21 protein-coding genes and 1 tRNA gene are annotated in these 25,122 nt (G+C 71.2%); 14 read left to right on the forward strand and 8 right to left on the reverse strand.

All coding sequences use genetic code 11. The annotated features are described in order from the left end of the window. Positions 1-990 (forward strand): alpha/beta hydrolase, encoded by a 990-nt coding sequence (locus tag ITJ50_RS13810; protein WP_194590716.1) that lies wholly within the window; start codon positions 1-3, stop codon positions 988-990. 28 nt (positions 991-1,018) lie between these two features. On the opposite strand, the gene bla is transcribed toward ITJ50_RS13810, so the two are convergent. Continuing rightward, positions 1,019-1,963 (reverse strand): class A beta-lactamase, encoded by a 945-nt coding sequence (gene bla, locus ITJ50_RS13815; protein WP_194590717.1) that lies wholly within the window; start codon positions 1,961-1,963, stop codon positions 1,019-1,021. Between the two features lie 42 nt (positions 1,964-2,005). On the opposite strand from bla, the gene ITJ50_RS13820 reads away from it, so the two are divergent. Continuing rightward, complete coding sequence (locus ITJ50_RS13820) at positions 2,006-2,563, forward strand: GNAT family N-acetyltransferase (protein ID WP_194590718.1); 558 nt, start codon at positions 2,006-2,008, stop codon at positions 2,561-2,563. Between the two features lie 84 nt (positions 2,564-2,647). Here ITJ50_RS13820 and ITJ50_RS13825 read toward each other — a convergent pair whose 3' ends face one another. Further along, on the reverse strand, positions 2,648-4,129 hold the full coding sequence (locus ITJ50_RS13825) for a mannitol dehydrogenase family protein (protein ID WP_071251951.1): 1,482 nt from the start codon (positions 4,127-4,129) through the stop codon (positions 2,648-2,650). Positions 4,130-4,290: 161 nt separating this feature from the next. On the opposite strand from ITJ50_RS13825, the gene ITJ50_RS13830 reads away from it, so the two are divergent. The 10 genes from ITJ50_RS13830 to ITJ50_RS13875 all read left to right on the forward strand — a co-directional run bounded on the left by ITJ50_RS13830 (position 4,291) and on the right by ITJ50_RS13875 (position 14,414). Then, a complete protein-coding gene (locus ITJ50_RS13830; RefSeq protein ID WP_017888359.1) occupies positions 4,291-4,929 on the forward strand; it encodes a TetR/AcrR family transcriptional regulator in 639 nt (212 codons plus the stop codon). An 88-nt stretch (positions 4,930-5,017) separates the two neighbouring features. Continuing rightward, complete coding sequence (locus ITJ50_RS13835) at positions 5,018-7,612, forward strand: MMPL family transporter (protein ID WP_194590719.1); 2,595 nt, start codon at positions 5,018-5,020, stop codon at positions 7,610-7,612. 176 nt (positions 7,613-7,788) lie between these two features. Continuing rightward, complete coding sequence (locus ITJ50_RS13840) at positions 7,789-8,232, forward strand: MarR family winged helix-turn-helix transcriptional regulator (RefSeq protein ID WP_194590720.1); 444 nt, start codon at positions 7,789-7,791, stop codon at positions 8,230-8,232. 51 nt (positions 8,233-8,283) lie between these two features. Then, the gene (locus tag ITJ50_RS13845; protein ID WP_017888356.1) at positions 8,284-8,496 is read left to right on the forward strand and encodes a hypothetical protein; all 213 of its coding nucleotides are present in this window, start codon (positions 8,284-8,286) and stop codon (positions 8,494-8,496) included. A 64-nt stretch (positions 8,497-8,560) separates the two neighbouring features. Beyond that, entirely contained in the window at positions 8,561-9,655 is a 1,095-nt protein-coding gene (locus ITJ50_RS13850; RefSeq protein ID WP_056070304.1) for an alkene reductase, read from the forward strand. A gap of 228 nt (positions 9,656-9,883) precedes the next feature. Continuing rightward, positions 9,884-11,545: a glycoside hydrolase domain-containing protein gene (locus ITJ50_RS13855; RefSeq protein WP_194590721.1), complete on the forward strand. Its 1,662-nt coding sequence runs from the start codon at positions 9,884-9,886 to the stop codon at positions 11,543-11,545. Between the two features lie 28 nt (positions 11,546-11,573). Next, positions 11,574-11,795, forward strand: a complete 222-nt coding sequence (locus tag ITJ50_RS13860) for a hypothetical protein (RefSeq protein WP_017888353.1) — start codon at positions 11,574-11,576, stop codon at positions 11,793-11,795. Then, positions 11,792-12,472 (forward strand): gamma subclass chorismate mutase AroQ, encoded by a 681-nt coding sequence (gene aroQ / locus ITJ50_RS13865; protein WP_017888352.1) that lies wholly within the window; start codon positions 11,792-11,794, stop codon positions 12,470-12,472. The genes ITJ50_RS13860 and aroQ overlap by 4 nt, the downstream gene beginning before the upstream one ends. A 93-nt stretch (positions 12,473-12,565) precedes the next feature. Continuing rightward, positions 12,566-13,195, forward strand: a complete 630-nt coding sequence (locus ITJ50_RS13870) for a TetR/AcrR family transcriptional regulator (RefSeq protein ID WP_017888351.1) — start codon at positions 12,566-12,568, stop codon at positions 13,193-13,195. A 52-nt stretch (positions 13,196-13,247) separates the two neighbouring features. After that, on the forward strand, positions 13,248-14,414 hold the full coding sequence (locus ITJ50_RS13875; protein ID WP_194590722.1) for a N(5)-(carboxyethyl)ornithine synthase: 1,167 nt from the start codon (positions 13,248-13,250) through the stop codon (positions 14,412-14,414). Positions 14,415-14,493: 79 nt separating this feature from the next. On the opposite strand, the gene ITJ50_RS13880 is transcribed toward ITJ50_RS13875, so the two are convergent. From ITJ50_RS13880 to ITJ50_RS13890, 3 genes are all read right to left on the reverse strand, one after another. Continuing rightward, positions 14,494-14,566, reverse strand: a tRNA-Arg gene (locus tag ITJ50_RS13880). A 110-nt stretch (positions 14,567-14,676) separates the two neighbouring features. Beyond that, positions 14,677-15,462, reverse strand: a complete 786-nt coding sequence (locus ITJ50_RS13885) for a dienelactone hydrolase family protein (RefSeq protein WP_042540609.1) — start codon at positions 15,460-15,462, stop codon at positions 14,677-14,679. Between the two features lie 29 nt (positions 15,463-15,491). Beyond that, positions 15,492-16,913, reverse strand: coding sequence for a glucose-6-phosphate dehydrogenase (locus ITJ50_RS13890; RefSeq protein WP_017888348.1), 1,422 nt, complete (start codon positions 16,911-16,913; stop codon positions 15,492-15,494). Between the two features lie 76 nt (positions 16,914-16,989). Between ITJ50_RS13890 and ITJ50_RS13895 the strand changes: the two genes are divergently transcribed. Together ITJ50_RS13895 and ITJ50_RS13900 are read left to right on the forward strand one after the other, a co-directional pair. After that, on the forward strand, positions 16,990-18,147 hold the full coding sequence (locus ITJ50_RS13895) for a Gfo/Idh/MocA family protein (RefSeq protein ID WP_031260364.1): 1,158 nt from the start codon (positions 16,990-16,992) through the stop codon (positions 18,145-18,147). Positions 18,148-18,234: 87 nt separating this feature from the next. Beyond that, positions 18,235-20,616 (forward strand): bifunctional metallophosphatase/5'-nucleotidase, encoded by a 2,382-nt coding sequence (locus tag ITJ50_RS13900; protein ID WP_194590723.1) that lies wholly within the window; start codon positions 18,235-18,237, stop codon positions 20,614-20,616. 322 nt (positions 20,617-20,938) lie between these two features. Here ITJ50_RS13900 and ITJ50_RS13905 read toward each other — a convergent pair whose 3' ends face one another. From ITJ50_RS13905 to efeU, 3 genes are read right to left on the reverse strand one after another with little or no spacing between them, the layout of a single operon-like run. After that, positions 20,939-22,243 (reverse strand): Dyp-type peroxidase, encoded by a 1,305-nt coding sequence (locus ITJ50_RS13905; RefSeq protein ID WP_140448851.1) that lies wholly within the window; start codon positions 22,241-22,243, stop codon positions 20,939-20,941. Continuing rightward, positions 22,240-23,460 (reverse strand): iron uptake system protein EfeO, encoded by a 1,221-nt coding sequence (gene efeO / locus ITJ50_RS13910; protein WP_194590724.1) that lies wholly within the window; start codon positions 23,458-23,460, stop codon positions 22,240-22,242. The genes ITJ50_RS13905 and efeO overlap by 4 nt, the downstream gene beginning before the upstream one ends. Further along, the gene (gene efeU / locus ITJ50_RS17550; protein WP_017888343.1) at positions 23,447-25,057 is read right to left on the reverse strand and encodes an iron uptake transporter permease EfeU; all 1,611 of its coding nucleotides are present in this window, start codon (positions 25,055-25,057) and stop codon (positions 23,447-23,449) included. Before efeU ends, efeO begins: the two co-directional genes overlap by 14 nt. Positions 25,058-25,122: the final 65 nt, after the last annotated feature.

The raw sequence follows: 25,122 nt of genomic DNA on the forward strand, positions 1-25,122 counted from the left end.
ATGACGGACCAGGGGTGGCACGAGGACGTGCTCGGAGCACCGTACGAGCGGCTCGAACTGCCGCTCGGCACCGACTCCGAGGGCCCCGTCGTCGCCACCCTGGTCCGCCGACGGCACACCCCGAGGGACCTGCTGCTGCACGGTCGCGGGCCCCTGCACGGGGTCGATGTGCTCTACGTGCACGGCTGGTCGGACTACTTCTTCCAGGTCGAGCTCGCCGAACGCCTGGAGCGGCTCGGCGCCAGGTTCCACGCGCTGGACCTGCGGAAGTACGGTCGGAGTCTGCGTCCGCACCAGACCCCGGGCATGGTCGACGACCTGGCCGTGTACGACGAGGACATCGCCGCAGCGCTCGACGCGATCTCGGCCGAGCACCCCGGCTCGGACCGCCGCAAGCTCGTGCCGATGGGCCACTCCACGGGCGGTCTGACACTGTCGCTGTGGGCGGCCCGGCACCCGGAGCTCGTGCACGGCCTGGTGTTGAACAGCCCGTGGCTCGAGTTCCAGGCCACCGCGGTGGGGCGGGCCATCGTCGCACCGGTCATCAGGCTCGGCGCGCGCCGGAACCCGCTCGCGCCGATGCCCGCCGTCGACCCCGGCTTCTACACGCGCACCGTCTCGGCCGAGGGCGAGGGGTCGTGGACCTACGAGCAGCAGTGGCGGCCGGAGCGCGGCTTCCCCCTGCACCCCGGGTGGCTCGCCGCGGTCTTCGACGGTCAGGCAGAGGTCGAGAAGGGGCTCGGCATCACGGTCCCGACCCTGGTGATGCTGAGCGACAAGAGCATGCTCCAGCCGCGGTGGGACCCGGGGATGGCGCGGGCCGACGTCGCCCTGAACGTCGACACGGTGGCGCACCGTGCGCTCTCCCTCGGTGACGAGGTCACGGTCCGCCGGCTCGCGGGGGCCCTGCACGACGTCGTCCTGTCCGCGCCGGACGTCCGGGAACGGGCGTACGACACCATCGGGCGCTGGGCGAGCACACTCCGGTAGTCCCGCGACGCTCCGCGAGGCGTGCGGCTCAGCCGGTCAGCCCGGCCACCGCGGCCCGGGTCGCCGCGGCGACCAGTGCATCCGACGGTTCCGCGGCGGCATCGGCCCGGCTCGTCATCACCACCAGCACGATCGGTGCTCGTCCCGGCGGCGTCACGACCGCGATGTCGTTCCGGACCCCGTAGGACGCCGTGCCGGTCTTGTCGGCGACCCGCCACGACGGATCCACCCCGGCACGGATCGTCGCGTCCCCGGTCGTGTTGCCGAGCATCGCGTCGCGGAGCACCCGCCGGTCGGCAGCGTCGAGGACGTCCCCGAGCAGCACCGCCCGCAGGTCGGCCGCGAACCGCTCCGGCGTCGTCGTGTCACGCCGGTCGCCCGGCGTCGCCTGGTTCAGGTCGGGTTCGACCCGGTCGACGCTCGTCGTCCGGTCCCCGATGCCGCGCAGCCACCGCTCGACGGCGTCCGGGCCGCCGAGCCGCTCCACGAGCAGGTTGGCCGCGGTGTTGTCGCTGGACCGGAGCGCCGCGTCGATGAGCTCCCGGACCGTCATCCCGGTGTCGACGTGCTCGCTCGTCACGGGCGCGTACTCGAGCAGGTCACCGCGGTCGTAGTGCACGACCGTCGCCAGGTCGGCGTCGGACGAGCCGTCGAGGACCGCCGCCGCGATGAACACCTTCACCGTCGACGCGAACGCGAACCGCTCCCCTGCACGGTGCACGAGGGTCCGGCCGCTGCCGGTGTCGACCGCGGCGACGCCGAGCCGAGCGTCGTACCGCCGCTCGAGCGACGCGAAGGCCCGCGCGGTGGCGGGGTCGGTCGCCGGGTCGGTCGCCGGCGCCGCTGCACCCAGAGCCGACGCAGCGGCAGAAGCAGGAGCCGACGCACCGCCCGGCTCGCCGGAACACCCCACCAGTCCGACCAGCACCAGGGCTGTCAGGGCTGTGGTCGTCGTCTTCGTCCCACCTCGCACGCCCCGAGCCTGCCCGACGACCGTGCAACTACCCTGAGCGGCATGCCAGCTCCTGCCGTCCGACTCACGCGCCTGGACCCCACCGGCACCGACCGCCAGGAGCTGCTCGCGTTCCTGACGTCCGAGGAGTTCCCGTTCCACGTCCGACGGCGCATCAGCGCGGCCGACGCGGCGAGCGCCGTCGACTCCGGCGCCTACCGCGACGACGAGCACGACACGTCCTGGCTCGACCACGACGAGCTCGGACGCATCGGGCTGGTCCGCCTCGAGGACCTCGCCGACCCCGTCCCCCTGTTCGACCTGCGCCTGGCAGGTCGGTTCCGGGGCCGCGGCCTCGGGGTGCCCGCCCTGCGTGCGGTGACCGACCACGTGTTCACGACGATGCCGGCGATCACGCGCTTCGAGGGCCAGACCCGCGAGGACAACACCGCCATGCGCCGGGTCTTCGTCCGTGCCGGCTGGGTGCAGGAGGCCCACTACCGCGAGGCGTGGCCCGTCGACGGCGGCCCGGCCGTCGGGTCGGTCGGTTACGGCGTGCTGCGTCGCGACTGGGAGACGGGCGAGACCACTCCGGTGCCGTGGGACGACGTCGCGCGGTGAGCGTCTGACGGCAGCCACCAGCAGGCGGACGGGAGGCCCGTGGCGGCGCCGCCACGGGCCTCCCGTCCGTTCGTCGGTCGCGTCTCAGGACCGCGACAGGCGCGTGACGGTGGCGTGCGCGCCGTCCGCGATGAGCCCGTCCAGGGCGTCGCGGTAGGCGGCGACGAACCGTTCGTCGTCGACCAGGTCGCCGAAGACCTGGCGGTTCGCGATGAAGGCGAGGCGGTCCTCGCGCTGGGTCAGGGCGATGCGGTGCAGGGGCTCGGCGAGCCGGTCGACGATCTCGATGGGCTCGCCGGACTCGTCGGTGCCCTCGTCGTAGCGGGCCCACGACGCGACGATGCCGGCGGACAGCGTGACGGGCCGACCGGCGGCCAGGTTCTCGCGCACGACGGGGAGCAGCCACTTCGGGATCCGGTCGCTCGACTCGGCGCAGAGCCGGGCGAGGGTGTCGCGCACCTCGGGGTTCTGGAAGCGCTCGATCAGGGTCGACTCGTACTCATCGAGGTCGATGCCGGGGACCGGGTGCAGTGTCGGTGCGCCCTCTTCGTCCATGTAGCGGCGCAGGAAGGTCGCGATCGCCGGGTCCTGTGTGGCCTCGTGCGCGTAGCGGTATCCGGACAGGTACCCGAAGTAGCAGAGCCCCTGGTGGCTGGCGTTGAGGAGACGGAGCTTCATGAGTTCGTACGGCTCGACGTCCTCGACGATCTGCACGTCGGCGTCCTGGTAGGGCGGCCGGCCCGCGGGGTGGTCGTCCTCGAGCACCCACTGGAAGAACGGTTCGGCGACGACGGGCCAGGCGTCGTCGATGCCGAGCTCGTCGCGGACCCAGGCGCGGTCCTCGTCGGCCGTGACCGGGGTGATGCGGTCGACCATCGAGTTCGGGAACGCCACGTGCTCGTCCATCCAGTCGGCGAAGGCCGGGTCCTGCAGCCGGGCGTAGGCGGTGAACATCGACCGGGCGACGTGCCCGTTGCCCTGGATGTTGTCGCACGACATCACGGTGAAGGGTTCCAGCCCGCGGTCCCGTCGGCGGCGCAGAGCCTCGACCACCAGGCCGAAGACCGTGCGGGGCGGGCCGTCGCCGCGCCGGTCGGCGGCGACACCCGGCTCGTCGGCGACGAACTCGCCCGTGACGTGGTCGAAGTTGTAGCCGCCCTCGGTGATGGTCAGGCTGACGATCTTCGTGTCCGGGTGCGCCATCTTCTCGACGACGGCGTCGGGGTCGTCGACGGCGAGCAGGTACTCGACGATGCTGCCGACGACGCGGGACTCGCGGGTGCCGTCCGGGTGCTTGAGGACGAGCGTGTACAGGCCGCCCTGCTCGGCCATGGCGGTCGCCATCCGGCGGTCCTGCTCGAGCACGCCGACGCCGCAGATGCCGTACTCGCGGGCCTCGCCCTGCTGCAGGAGCCGGTCGATCACCATCGCCTGGTGCGCGCGGTGGAACCCGCCGACGCCGAAGTGGACGATGCCGGCGGTGATCCCGGCGCGGTCGTAGGTGGGGACGGCGACACCGCTCGCGGCGATCTCGTCGAGGGTCTCCGGGGACAGGCGGACGGGCATCGGGTACTCCTTCGTACGACGGTGGTTCGTCGGTCCAGTCTGGCACCGGACGCCTCCGCCTGAACACCGGTGCAGCACAGACGTTCACGCCGGGGGACGAACCTGGGGAAGCACCGAGCCTCATTGCACCGAGTGCATCGATGCACCTAGTGTTCCCTCTCGTGACCATCGTGACCGACCGCCGTGCCGCCCTCAAGGCGAAGCACCGCGCGGCGATCCTGCAGGCCGCCCGCGACCTGATCGACGAGCGCGGCGGACGCGACTTCAGCGTGGACGACCTCGCCGCCCGGGCCGACATCGCCCGGCGCACCGTGTTCAACCACTTCGCCTCGCTCGACGAGGTCCTGTTGGCCGTCTGCGAGCAGGAGCTGTCCGTCATCATCGACCGGTTCCTCGCCGACATGGCCCGGACGCCGGTGGGCGACGGCAGCCGGGCGTCGATGTTCGACGAGCTCGAGTCCGCGGCCCGCGGCGCCGACCTGGCCCCGGCGATCGCCGGCATGTACCGGATCCTCGGCGACCCCGGCAAGGACGACCCGAAGGCCGCGGTCCTGACCCAGACGGCGTTCTCACGCGTGACCGAACGGCTCCGGCACGAGGTCGCCCGTCGCTACCCGGCCGCCGACCCCCTCGATGCAGCGCTGCTCGTCGAAGGGCTCATGAGCGGCATCGTCGTCATCGCGGAACACTGGCTGGCGACCTCCGGCCCCGATCTCGACCAGCCCGCCCTCGACGCGTGGGACGACCTGCTCGCCCGACTCGTGCACAGCGTCCGCAGCGGCTACATGGCCGACGACTGACACCACCCCACCTCCTCGTCCCCCAGGGGTCCACCGGCGCACCCCGCACCACCAGCACCTGACAACGAAAGGACCGCAGGCACTCCGCATGGCCGGTCTCCTCTACCGTCTCGGACGGTTCTCCGCACGACGCCACTGGCTCGTGATCATCACCTGGGTCGTGATCATGGCCGTCGCGGGCGTCACGTACACGCTCTTCGCCGGGACGATCTCGTCGTCGATCACCATCCCGAACACCAAGACCAGTCAGGTGCAGGACCAGCTCGCCGACAAGTTCCCGTCGGCGAACGGCGGCAACGGCACGATCGTCTTCGAGACGAAGGACGGCAAGGCGTTCTCGTCCTCGCAGCAGTCCGAGATCGACGACTTCCTGACCAGCCTCGAGAAGCTCGACGGCGTCAAGGGCACGACGAGCGGCTTCGCGACGCAGGACCGGCTCGACGAGGGCCAGCAGAAGATCACCGACGGCAAGGCCACGCTCGCAGCCAACGAGAAGAAGCTCAGCGACCAGCAGAAGTCGATCGATGCGGGCAATGAGCAGATCGAACAAGCTCAGAAGCAGATCGACGCGCAACAGGCACAGACTCAGGCGCTGACCGGTGCCGCAGCGGCAGCAGCTCAGCAGCAGATCGCGGCGGCCCAGGCGAAGCTCGACGCACAGCAGACGACGTTGGAGTCCGGCCAGCAGCAGCTCGATGCAGCGGCCAAGAAGCTGGCAGACGGCAAGACGGAACTCGACGAAAACGCGGCCCGGCTCGACCTGTCGAAGGACATCCGCTTCGTGTCGGACAACGGCAGCGCCGCGATCGGCACCGTCCAGTTCACGACGTCGACCTACGAGGTCCCCGCCGACACCAAGACCGCCATCGCGGACGACGCCGAGTCGGCCGACATCCGGGGCGTCAACGTGTACGTCTCGAACGACATCGCGCAGGGTGTGCCGTCGATCCTCGGACCGGGTGAGATCGGCGGTGTCATCATCGCCGCGATCGTGCTGCTCCTGATGCTCCGCACGGTCATCGGCGCCGCGGTCCCGCTCGTCAGTGCCGTCCTGGGCGTGGGCGTCGCCTCGCTCACCGCCCTGTCGTTCTCGAGCATGGTCGAGTTCATCTCGGTCACGCCGGTGCTGGGGGTGATGCTGGGCCTGGCGGTCGGCATCGACTACTCGCTGTTCATCCTGAACCGGCACCGGACCCAGCTGAAGCAGGGCATGCAGGTGCACGAGTCGATCGGGCTCGCGAACGGCACCTCGGGCAACGCCGTGGTGTTCGCCGGTGCGACCGTCATCGTCGCGCTGCTCGCCCTGAACATCACCGGCATCCCGTTCCTCGGCCTGATGGGCACGGTCGGTGCGGTCGCGGTGCTCTTCGCGATCCTCATCGCGACGTCCTTCACGCCGGCCCTGCTGTCGCTGATCGGCATGCGGATCCTGCGGAAGAAGGAGCGCGCGAAGATCGGCAACACCGACTCCACGCGGATCCCGAAGAAGCCCATGTCGAGCTGGCGCGCGGTCATCACGCTCGTCCTCGGCGTCGCGGTGCTCGGCACCATCGCGTTGCCGGCGACCCAGATGCGCCTCGGCCTGCCGAGCGGATCGTCCGAGGCCGTCGATTCCAGCCAGTACAAGGCCTACAAGACGCTCGAGAAGGAGTTCGGCGCCGGCCAGAACGGCCCGCTGCTCGTCGTGGCGACCCTGCCGGAGTCGATCAGCAAGAGCGACGTCACCGCGACCGAGGTCACCATCGGCCAGGCGATCGCGAAGAACGACGACGTCGAGGCCGTGCTGCCCATCGGTGCGTCGAAGGACCGTGACATCGTCGCGTTCCAGGTGAAGCCCTCCGGCGGCCCGGACAGCGTCTCGACCGAGAACGTCGTGAAGGACCTGCGCGAGCAGACCGTCTCCACCGACGACGGCAAGGTCACGCTCGGCGTCGCGGGCAACGCGTCGGCGAACATCGACGTGTCCGAGAAGCTGTCGAACGTGCTGCCGCTCTACCTCGTGGTGGTCGTCGGACTGTCGCTGATCATCCTGATCATCGTGTTCCGGTCGTTCCTCGTGCCGATCACCGCCACCGCCGGGTTCATCCTGTCCGTGCTGGCGTCGTTCGGTGGTCTGACCGCGATCTACCAGTTCGGCTGGCTCGGCTCGGTCTTCGGTGTGCACGACCCGGCACCGATCCTGAGCTTCCTGCCCATCATCGAGATCGGCATCCTGTTCGGTCTGGCGATGGACTACCAGCTGTTCCTGGTGTCCGGCATGCGTGAGGCCTACGCCCACGGCGCGAGCGCGAAGGTGGCCGTCCAGCGCGGTCTGCACGCGGGTCGCGCGGTGGTCACGGCAGCGGCGATCATCATGATCTCGGTGTTCGCGGGCTTCATCTTCTCGGACTCGTCCACCATCAAGCCGATCGGCTTCGGGCTGGCGTTCGGTGTGCTGATCGACGCCTTCGTCGTCCGCATGCTGCTCATCCCGTCGGCGATGCACCTGCTCGGCAAGAGCGCCTGGTGGTTCCCGAAGTGGCTCGACCGCATCGTGCCGGACGTCGACGTGGAGGGCGCGAAGCTCGAGCGCTCCCACCCGGTCGCCGGGCACGAGGACACGCACACCGGCACCCACGCACTCCCCGTGGAGCCGGACGCGACGACGCACGACTCGGGGCACCCGCCCGCGCACCGCGCGTAGTCGACGCACCAGCGCAACCACCCTGGAGGCCCGACGCATGCGTCCGCACCTGATGCGTCCGCAACGCGACAGAACACGCGTCGATCGACTGGTGTCCTGTCGCTACCTGTCCCTGCATGAACGCGCCACCACCGCGCCTCAGACCACTTCGTGCACGAACGAAGTACCCTGGGCGCATGACCCAGACCGCACCGGACCCGCTCGCGCTCGACCGGCAGCTCTGCTTCGCGTTGGCGGCGACGAGCCGCAGCGTCATCGGGCTGTACCGCGACCTGCTCGAACCGATGGGCCTGACCCACCCGCAGTACCTCGTGATGCTCGCCCTGTGGGAGCGGGACCCGCGGTCGGTGCGCGAGATCGCCGGCGAGCTGCGACTCGAATCCGCGACGCTGAGCCCACTGCTCAAGCGGCTGGAGGCCTCCGGCTACGTCCGCCGCACGCGCAGTGCCGCCGACGAACGCCAGCTCGAGGTCTCGCTGACCACCGCCGGACACGCCCTGCGCGACCGCGCCCAGGCGGTGCCGCTGGCCGTCGCCGACCGGCTCGGGTGGCCACTCGCTCGCCTGGAGTCCCTGAAGGACGAACTGACGGAGCTGCTGGAACGCGTCGACCAGGTGTGATCCGCGACCATCAGTGCCATAATAGTTCGTGCACGAACGAAAGGATGCACCGTGGGACGCTTCGGCCAGTGGTACGAACGATGGAACACGACGCTCATCGACAAGATGGGCCCCTCGCAGATCGGCGCCGGCCGCCCCGAGGGCATCGACGACCGGACGATCGACCGGGGCTGCCCCCTGTGCGGCAAGCCCCTCTCCCAGCACCAGGTGATCCGGCCAGAGGGTCAGGTGCGCTCGTCGACGCTGGTGTGCCCGCGCGACTGACGGCGCTGCCTGAAGAACTGCTCCGAGACGGAATTGCATCGGACAACTCGTCGTTCCCCCTGACGTGAAGCTCTTCGAACCCACCACCATCGGTGCCCTGTCCCTGTCGAACCGCGTCGTCATGGCCCCGCTCACCCGCACCCGCGCCGGTGAGCACGGCGTCCCGAACGACCTGCTCGTCGAGCACTACCGGCAGCGCGCCGGCCTCGGCATGATCATCACCGAGGGCACCTGGCCCGTGCAGGAGGGCCGTTCCTACCCCGGCCAGCCCGGCATCGAGACCGACGACCAGATCGCCGGCTGGCGCCGCGTGACCGACGCCGTGCACGCCGCAGGCGGCACGATCGTGATGCAGCTCATGCACGGTGGCCGCGTCTCGCACACCGACATCTCGCAGACGCCGCGCATCGTCGGCCCGTCCGCCGTCGCCGCTCCCGGCCAGACGCACCTGGCCGACGGCTCGAAGGCCGACATGCCCGTCCCGCACGCGCTGACCACCGCCGAGGTGCAGGAGGCCGTGCAGGGCTTCGTGCAGGCCGCCCGCAACGCGATCGCCGCCGGGCTCGACGGGGTCGAGGTCCACGGTGCCAACGGCTACCTGGTGCACGAGTTCATGTCGCCGGTGTCGAACACCCGCACCGACCAGTACGGCGGCTCCCCGGAGAACCGCGCGCGCTTCGCGATCGAGGTCACCACGGCCATCGCCGAGGCCATCGGCGCCGAGCGCACCGGCATCCGCCTGTCGCCCGAGCACGGGATCCAGGGCGTCATCGAGGACGACGCCGACGACGTCCGCGCCACCTACACGGCCGTCGCCGAGGGCCTCGCGCCGCTCGGGCTCGCCTTCGTCGACGTCCTGCACGCCGAGCCGACCGGCGACCTGGTGCAGCACATCCGCCGGACCACCGGTGCGCCGTTCATCGTGAACTCCGGCTTCTCGTCGCTCACCACCCGCGACGAGGCCATCACGCTCGTCGACGGCGACCACGCCGACGCCGTCGCCGTGGGCCGCGCCGCGATCGCCAACCCGGACCTCGCGCACCGCTGGGAGCACGACGCCGAGCTCAACGAGCCGCGTCCGGAGCTCTTCTACGGCGCGACCGCCGAGGGCTACACGGACTACCCGTCGCTCGCCGAGGCGCGCGCGACCGTCGCGTAGTCGACGCACCGACAGAACGGACGGAACGGACGGGAGGCCCGTGGCGAAATCGCCACGGGCCTCCCGTCCGTTCTGTCGGACTGAGCGCTTCATCAGTCGATCGTCTGTCGAAATGCAGGACCGTCCCAAGTTGAGGGACGAAGTTGCTCGGACCATGCCGCAGCCATCAGCATCGCACAGCGTGATCGGTGGCCAGCGGACGCTCGAGGCAACTGAAGGGGCACCCCCGTGCACATCTCGCGCCGAACTGCGCTCATCGGCATCACCGCCGCCGTCCCGCTCGTCACGACCACGCTCGCGGCCCCGGCCGACGCGGCGACCCCCTCCGGCTCGGCCGGCTCCCCCGGGTCGACCGGCACCTCCGGTTCGGCCGACGCGGGTGTCCTGGCCGTGCAGCGCTGGCTCAACAAGACCTTCGGGCACGTGCACGGGTGGGTGCAGGTGGACGAGGACGGACTGACCGGCAGCGGCACCGTGCTCGGGATCGTGCAGGGAACCCAGTCGCTCCTCGGCATCTCCCCCGTCGTCGCGACGTTCGGTCCGACGACACGGCAGAAACTCGAGCAGCACGGGGACGTCGGCGCCGAGACGGGCGACGACGCCGAGACCTGGCGCCGGCTCGTCCAGGCGGGACTCATCTGCAAGGGCGCGTCGACCGTCTCGCTCACCGGCGAGTTCGACGCGGCCACCGTCGCGGCCGCCGAGGCCCTGCGGTCCGACCTGGGCGCAGCTCCCGGCGGGCTCCCGCTGTCGGCCCACCTGTTCGGCGCACTCCTGACCGTCGACCCGGTGCGGCTCGCCTCCGGCGGGTCCCGATCGGTCCGCACCGTCCAGCAGTACCTCAACCGCACGTACGCCGAGGCGGTCGGCGGCGCGTACGGCAGCACGAGCGGAGTCGTCGACACGAGCACGTACGCCGCAGCGATCCGCGCCGTGCAGGTCGCGGTCGGCGTCACGGTCGACGGAGCCTGGGGTCCGGGGACGGCTGCTGCACTCCGCGCCGCGGGACCGAGCGTCGTCGGCGTGGGGGCCACCGGCGCCTGGGTGCTGCTCGTCAAGGCGCTCCTGGTGCTGAACGGTGAGCGCGTTGTGTTCAGCAGCGCCTACTCCGCGGCGGACGCCGCGGTGGTCCGTGCGTTCCAGCAGTTCCAGGCGTTCCCGCCCGCCGAGCAGACCGGGACGTGCGACGCCGGCACGTGGGCGGCGCTGGCCGCGAGCACGGGCGACCCCGACCGGGCCACGACCGGGGCCGACACCGCCGTGCGCCTCGACGACGCGCGCGCTGCAGCCGTCCGTGCATCCGGCGCCACCGGCGTCGGCCGCTACCTGACGAACCACCAGCGGTCGGGGGCGCTCGACAAGGCCCTGACGCCCGACGAGCTGCGCGTGATGGCGAGCGCCGGGCTCGGGCTGTGGCCGATCTTCGAGGAGGGCGGGTTCGCCGCCTCGTGGTTCACCGAGGAGCAGGGTGTCAAGGACGCCCACCGCGCCCACGACGCCGCTCGGGAACTCGGGATCCCCAAGCAGACCACCATCTACTTCGCCGCCGACTTCGACGCCACCGCCGCACAGGATGATTCGCTCGTGGTGCCGTACTTCCGCGGCGTCGCAGCCGGACTGCGGGACCGGGGGAACCTGTACAAGCAGGGCGTCTACGGATCCCGTGCCACGTGCACCGCGGTGAGCAGTTCCGGACTCGCGCACTTCTCGTTCGTCGCCGGGATGTCGCCGGCGTGGGCGGGCAACCAGCTCGAGCCCCTGCCGGGCAACTGGGCGCTCAACCAGATCCAGAACCGCACGGTCGGGTCGGGGAACGGGTCCACCGAGATCGACGCCGTGGTGGTCTCCGGGCGCGACCCGGGCGTCCCCGCGGCACGCCTGGCCGGCTGACGACTGCTGACCGGGATCGAGCACCGCCGTGACCACCACGACCCCGCGTGACGACGAACCGCACGCAGTGTTCCCGCACCGTGCCACCTACGTCTTCTCGAACTTCGAGGAGGCCATCTCGATGGACTGCTACTGCGACGAGGGCGCCGACCACTTCGGCGTCTACCCGTTCTACGACGAGGTCATCAAACCGATCATCGACGATCTGACCCGACGCTTCCGGCGCCGGTTCGGGAAGGAAACCCCGTGAACACCGCACACCCCACCACCTCGACCTCCGCCCGTCAGCGCGCCCGCCGGAGCGCCGCGACCGCGCTCGCCCTCGGCCTGCTCGCAGCGGGCATCGCACTGCCCACGTCGGTGGCGAACGCCGACACCCTGTCCACCTCGGCTGAACCGACGGGTTCCACGATGACCATCTCCCACGACGGTTCCGGTCCCGCGGCGTCGACGGCGCAGCTCGACACCCTCGGCGCGCTCATCCTGCGTCGACTCGAGCTCGCCGACCCGGTGGCCGAGTCGAAGTGGCTGAGCGGCAAGCCGGTCGCCGACCCGGTGCGCGAACAGGCCGTCGTCGACGAAGCGGTGACCCTGGCCGAGCAGCAGGGCGTCGACCCCGTCCTGGTGACCCGGGTGGTCCGCGCACAGATCGCCGCGAGCAAGGTCGTCCAGCGCGGCCTCATCAACCACTGGACGCACAACCCGTGGACCGCACCGACGACGGCACCGGACCTGGCGACCATCCGGCCCCAACTCGACGCGATCGACACCGACCTGGTGACCGCGCTCGGCCAGCTGCAGACCGTGGCCCAGGACCACCGGTGCGCGCACCTGGTGGACGCGGAGCGGAAGCACCTCGACGTCGGACTCGACTCGCTGCACCGGAAGGGGATCGACGTGGCGTGGAACACGTTCTGCGCCGCCTGACCCGAACGGGGTGACGGGCCGCAGGAGTGAGCGGCCCTAGGATGTGGTGTTCACTGACCGCTCGATCCCGGGCGAGGAAGGACACCGCGCCAGATGAACCAGCGGCAGCTCGCCATGGAGGCGTCTCGACGAGCCATCATCGACGCCGCAGGGCAACAGTTCGCGGCCTTCGGCTACGAGGCGACCACGTTCTCCCGCGTGGCCGAGGCCATGGGCAAGCCGAAGTCGGCGATCGGGTACCACCTGTTCCCGTCGAAGAAGGACCTGGCGACGGCGGTCATCGAGCTGCAGCAGCAGCGCTGGCGTGAACTGTTCGACGCGCTGCCCGCCGAGCCCGGCCTCGAGCGCCTGACGGTGTTCCTCCTGACCACCGGGATCGACGTCCGCAGGGGCTCGGTCGCGGGCGGCGCCGTGCGGCTCCTGCACGAACTCGGCAAGGCCGGCGTGCCGGTGCCGCGCGGCTTCGACTGGTTCGAGATGACGCGCGGCGAGCTCGTCAGCGCCGGGGTGGCGGCCGCTGACGTCGACGCGGCCGAGGTCCAGCCGTCGGTCCTGCTGCTCCTCAACACGACACTGGGCATGGTGGACGGTTCGACACAGCTGACCGACGACGAACTCGTCGCGCAGCTCAAGGCCCTGTGGTCGCCGCTCTTCACGTCGTTCGGCATCGAGCGTGCCCCGGAGATCATCGACGCGGCCCGGCCGTACTCGCCCGGTTCCTGAGCGGTCGTCCCGTCCGGCGCGCCCGTGGTCGGCCTGCACCGTACAGTGCACCATGACCGAAACAGCGCCAGCGCACCAGTTGCTCCACCTCGGGGTGCTCGCCGACTCCCGGAAGGCCGACGAGCGCCGCCTGCCGATCCACCCGGCCCACCTCGAGCGCATCGATCCGGCCCTTCGCCGAGCGATGACGCTCGAGCGCGGGTACGGCGCTCGCTTCGGCGTGCCGGACGACCAGCTCGAACCACTCGTCGGCGCGATGGCCGACCGTGACGAGGTCATCGCGACCGCGGACGTCGTCCTCCTGCCCAAGCCCCTGCCGTCCGACCTGGCGGACCTGCGTGACGGTCAGGTGCTCTGGGGGTGGCCGCACTGCGTGCAGGACCGGGAACTCACGCAGCTCGCCGTCGACAAACGACTGACGCTGATCGCGTGGGAGGCGATGAACCACTGGCGTGACGACGGCGGCTTCGGCCTGCACGTGTTCCACAAGAACAACGAACTCGCCGGCTACTGCTCGGTGATCCACGCACTGCAGCTCTGCGGGTCGACGGGCGACTACGGGCGCCGGCTCACCGCGGTCGTCATCGGGTTCGGTGCCACGGCCCGCGGTGCGGTGACCGCCCTGAACGCACACGGCATCCACGACGTCCGCGTCCTGACCAACCGGGACATCGCGGCCGTCGGTTCACCCATCCCCTCCGTCGACATCCTGCACTTCGGGCAGACCGACGCACCGCCGTTCGACAGCGTGGTCAGCACCCCGGACGGGCCGGTCCCGCTCGCGCCGTACCTGGCCGAGAACGACATCGTCGTGAACTGCACGCTCCAGGACCCCAACGCGCCCCTGGTGTTCCTGCGCACCGAGGACCTGGCGGCCTTCCGTCCGGGGAGCCTCGTCGTCGACGTCTCCGTCGACGAGGGGATGGGGTTCAGCTGGGCGCACCCGACGTCCTTCGCACAACCGATGACCACCGTCGGCGGCACCACCAACTACTACGCGGTCGACCACAGCCCGTCGCTGCTCTGGAACTCGTCGACCTGGGAGATCAGCGAGGCGCTGCTGCCGTTCCTGCGGACCGTGATGTCGGGCGCCGACGCCTGGGCCGGGTCGGAGACGATCCGCCGGGCGATCGAGATCGGGGACGGACACATCCGCAACCCCGCGATCCTGGCGTTCCAGGGCCGCTCCGCCGACTACCCGCACCACGCCGCGGGCTGACCCTCGCCGGGCTCTGGCCCTCGCCGGCCGGAACGGAGAAGGGCCCCGGTGGTGTCCACCAGGGCCCTTCTTCGTACTGTGCGCTCGAAGGGACTCGAACCCCCAACCTTCTGATCCGTAGTCAGATGCTCTATCCATTGAGCTACGAGCGCGTGGCCTTGCGGCCGTGGAAGACTCTACAACAGGTGCGGCCCGGGCGCCAATCGAGGCGCTCCGGCCCCCGTGCCCGGCGTGTCGCGAGCAGCCTCCGACGGCCGCGCTGTCACCGTGCCGCGGGCTCCTCGTCGAACACCTCGGCCAGGAACACCCGGAGCGCCTGCCACGACCGGCGGTCGGCGCGCTCCTGGTACTGCGCACCGTGGTCCGGGGCGTCGGTGCCGGGCACCGCGAACGCGTGCATCGCGCCCGAGTACGTCACGACCTGCCAGTCGACGTCAGGCGCAGCCCGCATCTCGTCCTGCCACGCGTGCACGGCCTCGTCCGGCACCACGGGGTCGGCGCCCCCGGTGAGGACGAGCAGCTTCGCCCGGATGTCGGCGGCGTCCGAGGGGTCGTGCGCGATGAGCCCGCCGTGGAACGACACGGCACCGACCAGGTCGGCCCCGGTCCGTGCGAGTTCGAGTGCGGTCGAGCCGCCGAAGCAGTACCCCATGACGACGACGCGGGCGGGGTCGACGTCCGGGTCGGCGAGCAGTCGCTCGAGTCCAGCGGTGGCGCGGGCCCGCAGCAGCGGCAGGTCCTGGTAGAAACCGCCGGCGACCTGGGCCGCGGTGTCGTCCCCGGGGCGGACGCCCGCACCGTAGACGTCCGCGCCGAACGCGACGTAGCCCAGTCGGGCGAGCATGGTCACCCGGGCTTCGACGTGCTCGTTCACGCCGTGCCAGTCGTGCACGACGAGGACGGCCGGACGACGGCCCGCGATCGCGGCGTCCTTCGCGAGCACACCGAGCAGTTCGGTGCCCTCGTGGTCGTAGGAGACGTCATCGACACGGATGTCGGCGCCGGCGGGTTCGGGAACGGTCTGCAGGACGTCGTCGGTGGTGTTCACGTCGCCCGACGCTACGCCGCCCGTCGGGCTCAGGCCTCGATGTTGTCCCAGCCGTCGGGGCCGACCGATCCCGCTGCGTACTCGTCGAGGGGCGCCTTGCCGGCCTTCCACGCGTCGAGGAACGGCCCGACGACCTTCCAGCCCTGCACGGCGCTGTCGCCGCGGACCGACAGCGTCGCGTCACCCTCGAGCACGCCGGCCAGCACCTCGCCGTAGGCACTCAGGCGCCCGGGGTTGAAGGTCACTTCGAGGCTCGTGTGGTCGATCGTGTACGGGTCGCCGGCGCCGTTGACGTTGAGCTCGAGCTGCATCTCGTCCGGGGCGATCCAGATGCGCAGCCGGTCGGGCAGTTCGGTGCCGGTGAGTCCCTCGGGCACGTGCGGGGAGTCCTTGAACGTGATGACGATCTCGCGACGCTGTGCGGCGAGCGCCTTGCCGGAGCGCAGGGTGAACGGGACGCCGGCCCAGCGCCAGTTCGCGATCTCCAGGGTGAGCTGGGCGAGGGTCTCGGTGCCGAGCGACGGGTCCACGCCGTCCTCGTCGACGTACGACGGCAGCTGGCGGTCGCCGACGGTGCCGGCGGTGTACCGGGCGCGCTTGCCCGCGGTGACGACGTCGCCACCCCAGGGCCGGACGGCCCGCAGCACGAGCTCCTTCTGGGTGCGCAGGTCGTCGGCCTTGATCGAGGCGGGGGCCTCCATCGCGACGACGGCCATCACCTGCAGCAGGTGGCTCTGGATCATGTCGGTGAGCGCGCCGGCCTTGTCGTAGTAGCGCGCACGACCCTCGAGCCCGAGGGTCTCGTCGTAGACGATGTCGACGCGCTCGACGTGCTGCGACGACAGCAGGGGCTCGATGATGCGGTTGGCGAAGCGCAGCCCGAGCAGGTTGAGCACGGTGGAGCGTCCGAGGAAGTGGTCGACCCGGTGGATCCGTTCCTCGGGGATGAACGAGTGCAGCAGGTCGTTGAGCTTCGAGGCGCTGTCGGCGTCGGTGCCGAACGGCTTCTCGAGCGCCAGCCGGGTGCGGGCGGGCAGGTCGAGGTGGGCGAGCTGCTCGCAGCTCTTCTCGGTGACGGCCGGCGGCAGTGCGAAGTAGATCGCCGGGTCGTGGTCGCACACTTCGAGCAGTGCCCGCAGGTCGTCCGGGTCGGTGACGTCGGCCTTCCGGTAGGTGGAGGCGTCGACCACGGCCTGCAGTCGCTCCGGCAGCGCCGTGTCGCCGGAAGCGCCCTCGTCCTCCTCGTTCTTCGACGCCTGCGCGTTCTCGAAGGACTCGCGCACCTGCGCCTTCCAGTCGGCGTCGGACAGGTCCTCGACACCGGCCCCGACGAGCTGGACGTCCCAGTCGTCCTTCACCTGGAGCAGGGTCGCGAGGCCGGGCAGGAGCAGGCGCTTGGACAGGTCACCGCTGGCTCCGAGGATGAGCAGGCTGGTCTGGAGGCTCGACATGCTGCAGACGGTACTCATCGGCCCCGGTGGATGACCGGGCCGCTACGGTGGTGTCATTCCGGCGCGAGGGAGCACCATGAGCAATGGGTACGAAGGGCGACGCCTCCGTGTCGCCGTGGTCGGGACGGGCATGATCGCCGGCGTCCACGCCCGGGCGGCCCGGGCCTCCGGTGCCGAGGTCCTGGGTGTCCTCGGGCGGAACGCCACCCGCTCCGAGCAGGTGGCGGCGCAGCTCGACCTGCCCCGTGGCTACGCCTCGCTCGACGAGGTCATCGCCGACGCCCCCGACGTCGTGCACATCTGCACCCCGAACGACCAGCACCACCCGCAGGCGCTCGCGGTGATCGCGGCCGGCATCAACGTCGTGTGCGAGAAGCCCCTGGCGATCGACCCCGCCCAGGCCGCCGAGCTCGTCGCCGCCGCTGCCGACGCCGGTGTCGTGGCCACGGTGCCGTTCGTGTACCGCTACCACCCGATGGTCCGCGAGATCCGGTCGCGCATCGCCGACGGGGAGCTCGGCCGGCTGCTCGCGGTGCACGGCCACTACCTGCAGGACTGGATGCTCGACGAGGACGCCTCGAGCTGGCGGGTCGACCCGACCTCGAGCGGGCTGTCCCGTGCGTTCGCCGACATCGGCTCGCACTGGTGCGACCTGGTCGAGTTCGTCACGGGTGAGCGCTTCGCCTCGGTGTCCGCGGCGACCGACATCGTCTACCCCACCCGGCCTGCGGCGTCCGGTCCGTCGTTCTCCGGCTCCCCCGACCCGGACCCGGTGGCGGACGCGGCGGAGCGTGCCGAGGTCACCACCGAGGACACCGCCGTGGCGACCTTCCGCACCGCCACGGGCCGCATCGGCAACGTCGTGATCTCGCAGGTCGCGTCGGGCCGCAAGAACCGCCTGTGGTTCGAGGTCGACGGCACCCGTGGCAGCGCGGCGTTCGACCAGGAGCAGCCCGAGTCCGCGTGGTTCGGCAACGAGCGCGGCGCGCAGATCGTCGTGCGCGACCCCTCGCAGGGGTACCCGGACCAGCGCCGGCTGGCGATCGTGCCGGCCGGACACCCGCAGGGGTACCTCGACGCGTTCGCGGCCTTCGTCGCCGACACCTACACCGCGGCCCGCACCGGGGTGGCACCAGACGGACTGCCGACCTTCGCGGACGGCGCCCGCTCCGCCGACATCATCGAGGCCGTGATCGGCAGCGCGGCCGAGACGACCTGGCGGGAGATCCGCTGAAGCTCGGAATGGTGGATGTGAACGTCGTGTGACGAGTTGCGACTGGGTCTGGCGAGTCGCCTGTGCGTCTTCGTAGGTTCGACGGCGATGAACACTTCCCACACCACCGGATCCGCCGGTGCGACGACCCGACGGCGCCTCGGCGCCGGCGCGGCCCTCGCCACCGCCGGGGTCCTGGTCGCACTGTCCGTCCCGTCCGCAGCCGTCGCCGCCGAGGGCGACACGACGATCGACATCATCGACGTCAACGACTTCCACGGTCGCATCGAGTCCGAGGGCACCGCCGCCGACAAGGCAGCGGGCGCCGCGAAGCTCGCCGGCGTCGTGCAGTCGTACCGCGAGGCCAACCCGAACACGATCTTCGCCAGCGTCGGCGACAACGTCGGGGCCTCGACCTTCACGTCGCTCATCCAGCAGGACACCCCGACGATCGACGCCCTGAACGCCATGGACCTCGACGTCAGCGCGATCGGCAACCACGAGCTCGACAAGGGCCAGAGCGACCTGACCGGCCGCATCGAGGACCGCGCCGAGTGGCCCTACGTCTCGGCGAACATCGTCAAGGCCGGCACCACGGACCCCGCGTTCACGCCGTACTCCATCGTGGAGAAGGGCGGCGTGAAGATCGGCTTCATCGGCGCCACCACCGAGGACCTCATCCCCGGGCTCGTCAGCCCCGGCGGTGTCGAGGGCCTCGCGATGGCCCCGATCGTCAGCCAGGTCAACAAGTACGCCGAGCAGCTCACCGACGGCAAGGACGACAACGACGAGGCCGACGTGCTCGTCCTGCTCGTCCACGAGGGCGCACCGACGAACGTCCTCGCCGACGCCACCGGCTCTGGTGTGTTCGGCGAGATCACCTCGGGTGTCTCGTCGAAGGTCTCCGCCATCGTCTCAGCGCACACCCACGCGACGTACAACCACTCGATCGCGGGCCCCGACGGCACGAAGCGTCCGGTGATCCAGGCCGGGTCCTACGGCGTGGCCTTCGGGCACCTGCAGCTCACGGTGGACGCCGACAAGCAGCTCACCGGCATCACGAGCGAGGTCAAGTCGGTCAACGGCGAGGCCCGTGTGCCGACCGACCCCACCTCGGTGAACGCGGTGGCCGACATCGTGACCGCCGCGAAGGCCGTCGCCGACGTCGAGGGCAGCAAGAAACTCGGCACGATCACGGGTGACCTGCGTCGCGCCGTGCAGTCCGACCGCACGACCGAGAACCGCGGTGGCGAATCCGTCCTGGGCAACTACATCGCCGAGGTCCAGCGCAGCGCCACCGAGCGCAACGGCTCACAGGTCGCCTTCATGAACCCCGGCGGACTCCGCACCGACATGATCGCCGCGTCGAGCGGCGCCGGCGACCCGGACGGCACCGTCACCTACAAGGAAGCCGCGCTCGTCCAGCCGTTCGCGAACACCCTGGTCACCGAGGACATGACGGGCCAGCAGATCAAGAACGCCCTCGAGCAGCAGTGGCAGCCGGACGGTCTGCCGCGTCCGTTCCTGAAGCTCGGCGTCTCGGACGGCTTCGCGTACACCTACGACCCGTCGAAGGGCCGTGGCGACCGCATCACCGGGATGACCCTCGACGGCGAGCCGATCGCGCTGACCGACACCCTCAAGGTGACCGTCAACTCGTTCCTGTCGACCGGTGGTGACAACTTCGGCGCCTTCGCGACCGGCACGAACATCGCCGACTCGGGCCAGGTCGACCTGCAGGCCCAGGTGGACTACTTCCTCGCCAACCCGACGGTCACGCCCCCGACCGACCAGCGCGCCGTCGGGGTCACGGTCACGCCGACCCCGTCCGACGGGTTCCAGCCCGGCGACGAGATCGAGCTCGACCTGTCGTCGCTCGTGTTCAGCAGCGAGGACCCCGCGAAGGCCGGCACCGTCTCGGTCAGCGCGGACGGCAAGGAGCTCGCGTCGGCCGCCATCGACCCGACGATCATCGACACGAACGACGAGCAGGGTCGCGCGACCCTGACCGTCACGGTCCCCGACATCGAGGCGCCGGCTGCACGCGCTGCCGCCCGCACCGCCGGGTCCGTTTCGCTCGCCGCCGTGGCGGAGCCGGTCGCCACGACCGACGCACCGCTCGTGGTCTCCCTGCCGGGTGATCAGACCGTCACCCTCGCCGTGACGATCCCGGTCGCCGCGGCGGTCGACCCCACCGATCCGACGGACCCGACCGACCCCACGAACCCGACGGACCCGGCTGACCCGACCCCGGGCACCGGTGGCGGGGTCACCCCCGGCCCCGGCGCGGGAACCGGTGACGACGCCGGCATCGGCGGCGTCGGCGGGACCGACGACGACCCGCGCGCCGGTGGCGACCTCGCCTACACGGGTGCGGACCTGACCGCTCCGGCGATCGCGGCCGGCCTGCTCCTGCTCGCCGGGACCACAGCACTCGTGGTCCTCCGCCGCAACCGTGCACGACGTGCTGCGATGGTCCTGACGGACTGACCCCGCGCCTCCCGAGCGCACACCGCAACGGGCCGTCTCACCATGGTGAGGCGGCCCGTTCGCGTCGGTCAGGAGGCCCGGGGCGCGTCCGGCGCACGCGTCGCGCGAGCTGGCCGCCACGGTTGCTGTCCCATCCCGGTCGAACACTGCGGATCCGCGGATCCACGCGGTACTCTCGGGGTTGTCGCACCGCGACGCGTCGTGCCGGGTCGCTTTCAGCAAGTCGGCGGTGGTTCCGTTCGACAAGACTCCGCGACGCGGGCGTCCTCCGCCTCCAGGGAAACGGCGGAGGGCGCCCACCCTTCCGGGTCAGCGACTCAGCTCAGCGGAACAGCTGCTCGGCGATGTACGACCCCTTGCGCGGTGCCGGCGGCACGGCGAACACCGCGGAGCCGATGTGCGAGACGTACTCGTTCAGCCGGTCCGAGGCGCCGAGCTTCCGCTGCAACCGCGTGAAGTGGTCCGGGTCGTTCACGTAGGCGATGAACAGCAGCCCGGCGTCGAGCTGGCCGTACTCGTTGAGCCCGTCGGTGTAGTTGTACGGCCGGCGCAGGATCTTCACGCCGCCGTTCGCCTCGTGTGCGGCGAGGGCGATGTGCGACGTCGCGTCGATCTTCGTCGCACCGTCGTCGTCCTTCGCGTGGAAGTCCGGGGTGGTGTGTTCCTGTCCGCCGGAGAGCGGTGCCCCCTGGATCTTCGTCCGCCCGAACACCCGCTGCTGGTCGCTGACGACGTCGGCGTCCCAGGTCTCGATGTTCATCCGGATCTTCCGCACCACCTGGTAGCTGCCCCCGGCCATCCACCCGGCGTCGCGGTCGAGCCAGACGAACCGGTCGTGGTCGGCGTCGGTCGTGATGTTCCGGGTGCCGTCCTTGAACCCCATCAGGTTGCGGGGCGTGCTCTGGTCCGGCCCCGCCGATGCCCGACCGAAGCCGAGCACGGTCCAGCGGACGGTCGCGGTGCCACGGGCCATCCGCGCCAGGTCGCGCACCGCGTGGTACGCCACCTGGGGGTCGTCCGCGCAGGCCTGCAGCGACAGGTCGCCGCCGGTCAGGCCCCGCTGCAGGTTGTCGCTCGGCAGCGTCGGGATGTCGGCGAGCGACGCCGGACGCCGGTCGGCCAGCCCGAAGCGCTCGTCGAAGACGCCCGGGCCGAGCCCCACCGTGACGGTCAGGGACGCCGGACCGAGGTCGAGCGCCTCGCCCGTGTCGGCACCGACCCCGTTGCCGTGGGCGGGTTCGACGCTGCCGACGGTCTTGCCGGCCTGCAGCTGGGCGATCGCGGCCGACCAGCGGGCCAGGAGCACCTGCAGCTCGGTCGTCACGGTGGTCGACAGGTCGAACGTCATGTAGACGCAGTGCCGCTGCGGGGTGGTGCGGATCCCGCCCTGTGGCTGCCGTGCCGCGGTGGCGTAGAACGGGTGGCTCGTGGACAGGTCGATCGACTCGTCGCCGTTCGTCGCCGCCGTGAACGGGTTCACCCCGGTCGCCGCGGTGGCGCCGCCGATGCCCGCGGCCGCGCCGACCCCGGCACCGGCCACGGCCAGGCCGGCGCCGAACAGTCCGCGGCGCGAGACGTTCGCCCGGGGTGCCTCGTCCGCCCGGGGTCCTTCGTCCAGCTCGGTCACGCGGTCGCGACCTTCTCGGCCAGGCGGGACAGCGGGTCCTGCAGCGCCTGGATCTGCTGCGAGATCGTGTTCGCGTCGGACTTCTTGGTGGCGGCGTCCCAGCTGGCGAAGCCGCCCAGGTCGTCGGCGTCGCGGTAGCCGTCCATCAGCGTGTTCGTGGCGTCGAACTGCTTCGCGATCTGCTTCGTCAGGGTCGGGTCGAGCTTGGTCAGCCCCGGCTTGAGGTACGCGAAGGCCTGGCGGGCACCCTCGACGTTGGCGGCGAGGTCGACCAGGTCGATGTGGCTGTACGCCTCTTCCTCGCCGGTGATCTTGTTCGACTGCACCTCTTCGAGCAGCCCGGCGGCACCGTTGGCCAGGTCCTCCGGCTTGTAGTCGAGCGTCGGCACGAGCTTCGCGAGCAGCTGGACGTCCTCGGTCAGGTCCGCGGCGGTCTGCTTCGTCGACGCGGTGATCTTCCCCGCCTGGAACAGGTCCTTCTCGACGGCGTGGAACCCGCTCCAGCCGACGGCCGGGTCGAGGTTCGAAGCGCGCATGTCGATCAGGTAGTCGAGGTTGCCCGCGTTGTCGGTGGCCTTGAAGCCCTTCTTGACGAAGCCGTCGACGTCGCTCTCGACGTGCTCGTAGAACGGACGGGCGTTCGCGTAGTCGGTCTTCGCCGCGTCGAGGTCGCCGGCGTCGATGTGCTTCTGCAGCTGCTCGACCGCGGCGACCATGTCGGTCACCTGGCCGTCGACGTAGGTCGCGTAGCCCTTCGTCCCGTCACGGAGCAGCGTCGAGGCGCTGCTGTTCGCGGTGGACGCGGCCTTGCCGGTGACGGTGAAGTCCGTCAGCTCGGTCTCGGCACCGGGGCAGTACACCTGGTACTTCCCGCCGGTCAGCGTGGCGGTGAACCGGACGGCGTCGAGGCCGGGTGCCAGGTTCTCCTTCTCGCCGAGGATCCGCTGGTCCTGCAGCAGCTCGACCTCGGTGATCGCGGTCGACGACTCGTTCTTCACCGTGAAGGTGACGGGGCCCGCGGGGACCTTCGTCGCGGACACCGCGCAGGCGTCCTGCCCGTCGTTGGTGAGCGTGACGGTGACGCGGGAGACCTTCGCGTCGGCGCCGGAGCCGCCGGCATCGGCGGACCCGCCGGAGCATCCGGAGAGTGCGAGGGCGGTGACGACGCCGAGGGCGCCCAGGGTGATCAGGGGTCGGACGGGCTTACCGAAGGACATGGTCGGTGCTCCTTGCAGGGTCCGCGGCCGGAGGGCCACGAGCGGGGACGGGTTCGGGGGTGCGGGTCGTGGGGAGCCGCCGACGACGGCGGTCACGCAGCGCCAGCAGCGCCTGTGCGGCGGCCGCGGTGCCGAGGGCGATCGGCAGCCAGGCCTTCCAGAGCAGCAGGTCGGCTGACCGGGCGTCGGCCGCGGCCACCGAGGCGGCCGACCGCTCGACGCGGGCGTCGGGGACGGACCAGACGGTGCGGTCCAGGGTCGTGGTGCGTGCGGACGGGAGGCCCCCACCGCTCAGCGTCAGCACGTCGCGTTCGTCGCGGGTGGCGTCCAGGACCCCACCCCGGACCGTCCACAGGGTCACGGTGTCGCGGACGGCCCAGCGGGCCGCGAACGGGCCGGGGTTCGTCGACGGGGAGACCCCGACGGGCAGTCGGCCGAACAGTGTGACGAGGTCGTCGAGGGTCAGCCTCGACGGACGGTCAGCACCACTCCCCTGCGCACCGGTTCCGTCCTGCACGACGCGCCACCGGTCGGCGGCCACGCCCGCGCGGGTGACGCGGCGGTGGGCCGACGTCGGCAGGGCGAGTCGGGCCTCCTGGCCGGTTCCGGTGCCGGCCACACGGAGGACGCCGGACGCACCGTCGACGCTGGCCGAGACGGAGCTGGCGTCGCCGCTGACCGCGGTGGTGCGGGGCAGGTCGACACCGCCGGTCGGCACGGCGATCGCGAGCGCCGCTGCCGCCACGGCGAGGGTGCCGGCGACGACGGCGCGCACCCGGGGCACACGGTCCGGCGACGGACGCCAGGCGCGCGGCCACAGGGTCAGGGCCAGTACCGGGACGACGTAGAGGACCCAGCCGAGCACCTCGATGACCCGTGGGTCCGGCGGGATGCCGAGCACGCCGGTGACCAGGGCGCCCTGCACGGAACCGTTCGGGGCGAGCCACGACAGGTCGACGGTGCGCTGCTGGCCGATGACGATCCAGCCGGCCTCGTGCGCGCGGCGGAGGACGGTCAGCACCAGGCCGCCGGCGACGAAGACCAGGAAGACCCCGGTGCCGGTGAAGAACCGCGACAGGTTGAGGCGGACGCCACCGGTGTAGATGCCGAAGCCGACGACGACCGCGGCGGCGATGCCGATCACGGCGCCGAGCGCGGCGAGGCCGGTGTCCGACGACGCCTGGAACGTGGCGAGGAGGAACACCGAGGTCTCGAAGCCCTCCTTCAGGACGGCGAGGAACGCCATGCCGGCGAGCGCCCAGGCGGTGCCGCGGCCGAGCGCGGCGGTCGCACTCGCTTCGAGGTCGGCGGTCAGGGTGCGCGCGTGCGTGCGCATCCAGACGATCATGCCCGTGACGAAGACGACGGCGACGATGCCGATGACCGCCTCCATGCCCTCCTGCTGCGCCTGCGGCAGCGCCTGCTCGACGGCCTGCAGCCCGAAGCCGACGGCGATGCTGAGCAGCACCGCGAGCCCGACGCCCGACCACATCGGGGCGAGCGGGACGCGGTTGCGACGCAGGAACGCGGCGATGATGCCGACGATGAGCGTGGCTTCGAGGCCTTCACGGAGACCGATGACGAGAGTGGCGAGCATGACGAAGGTGAGGCTAACCTAACCGCCGAACGGCCCGCCAGTCGTGCGACGTGATGTTTGATGGT

This window comes from Curtobacterium sp. VKM Ac-2889 (genome assembly GCF_015350855.1).
In the GTDB taxonomy this organism is placed as follows: Bacteria; Actinomycetota; Actinomycetes; order Actinomycetales; family Microbacteriaceae; genus Curtobacterium; species Curtobacterium poinsettiae.

Coding starts and splice junctions, on each gene's coding strand:
- ITJ50_RS13820 (WP_194590718.1), top strand. CDS start 2,006: ATGCCAGCTCCTGCCGTCCGACTCACGCGCCTGGACCCCACCGGCACC.
- ITJ50_RS13900 (WP_194590723.1), top strand. CDS start 18,235: ATGAACACTTCCCACACCACCGGATCCGCCGGTGCGACGACCCGACGG.
- ITJ50_RS13895 (WP_031260364.1), top strand. CDS start 16,990: ATGAGCAATGGGTACGAAGGGCGACGCCTCCGTGTCGCCGTGGTCGGG.
- ITJ50_RS13835 (WP_194590719.1), top strand. CDS start 5,018: ATGGCCGGTCTCCTCTACCGTCTCGGACGGTTCTCCGCACGACGCCAC.
- ITJ50_RS13875 (WP_194590722.1), top strand. CDS start 13,248: ATGACCGAAACAGCGCCAGCGCACCAGTTGCTCCACCTCGGGGTGCTC.
- efeO (WP_194590724.1), bottom strand. CDS start 23,460: ATGTCCTTCGGTAAGCCCGTCCGACCCCTGATCACCCTGGGCGCCCTC.
- efeU (WP_017888343.1), bottom strand. CDS start 25,057: ATGCTCGCCACTCTCGTCATCGGTCTCCGTGAAGGCCTCGAAGCCACG.
- ITJ50_RS13870 (WP_017888351.1), top strand. CDS start 12,566: ATGAACCAGCGGCAGCTCGCCATGGAGGCGTCTCGACGAGCCATCATC.
- ITJ50_RS13810 (WP_194590716.1), top strand. CDS start 1: ATGACGGACCAGGGGTGGCACGAGGACGTGCTCGGAGCACCGTACGAG.
- ITJ50_RS13825 (WP_071251951.1), bottom strand. CDS start 4,129: ATGCCCGTCCGCCTGTCCCCGGAGACCCTCGACGAGATCGCCGCGAGC.
- ITJ50_RS13890 (WP_017888348.1), bottom strand. CDS start 16,913: ATGTCGAGCCTCCAGACCAGCCTGCTCATCCTCGGAGCCAGCGGTGAC.
- ITJ50_RS13840 (WP_194590720.1), top strand. CDS start 7,789: ATGACCCAGACCGCACCGGACCCGCTCGCGCTCGACCGGCAGCTCTGC.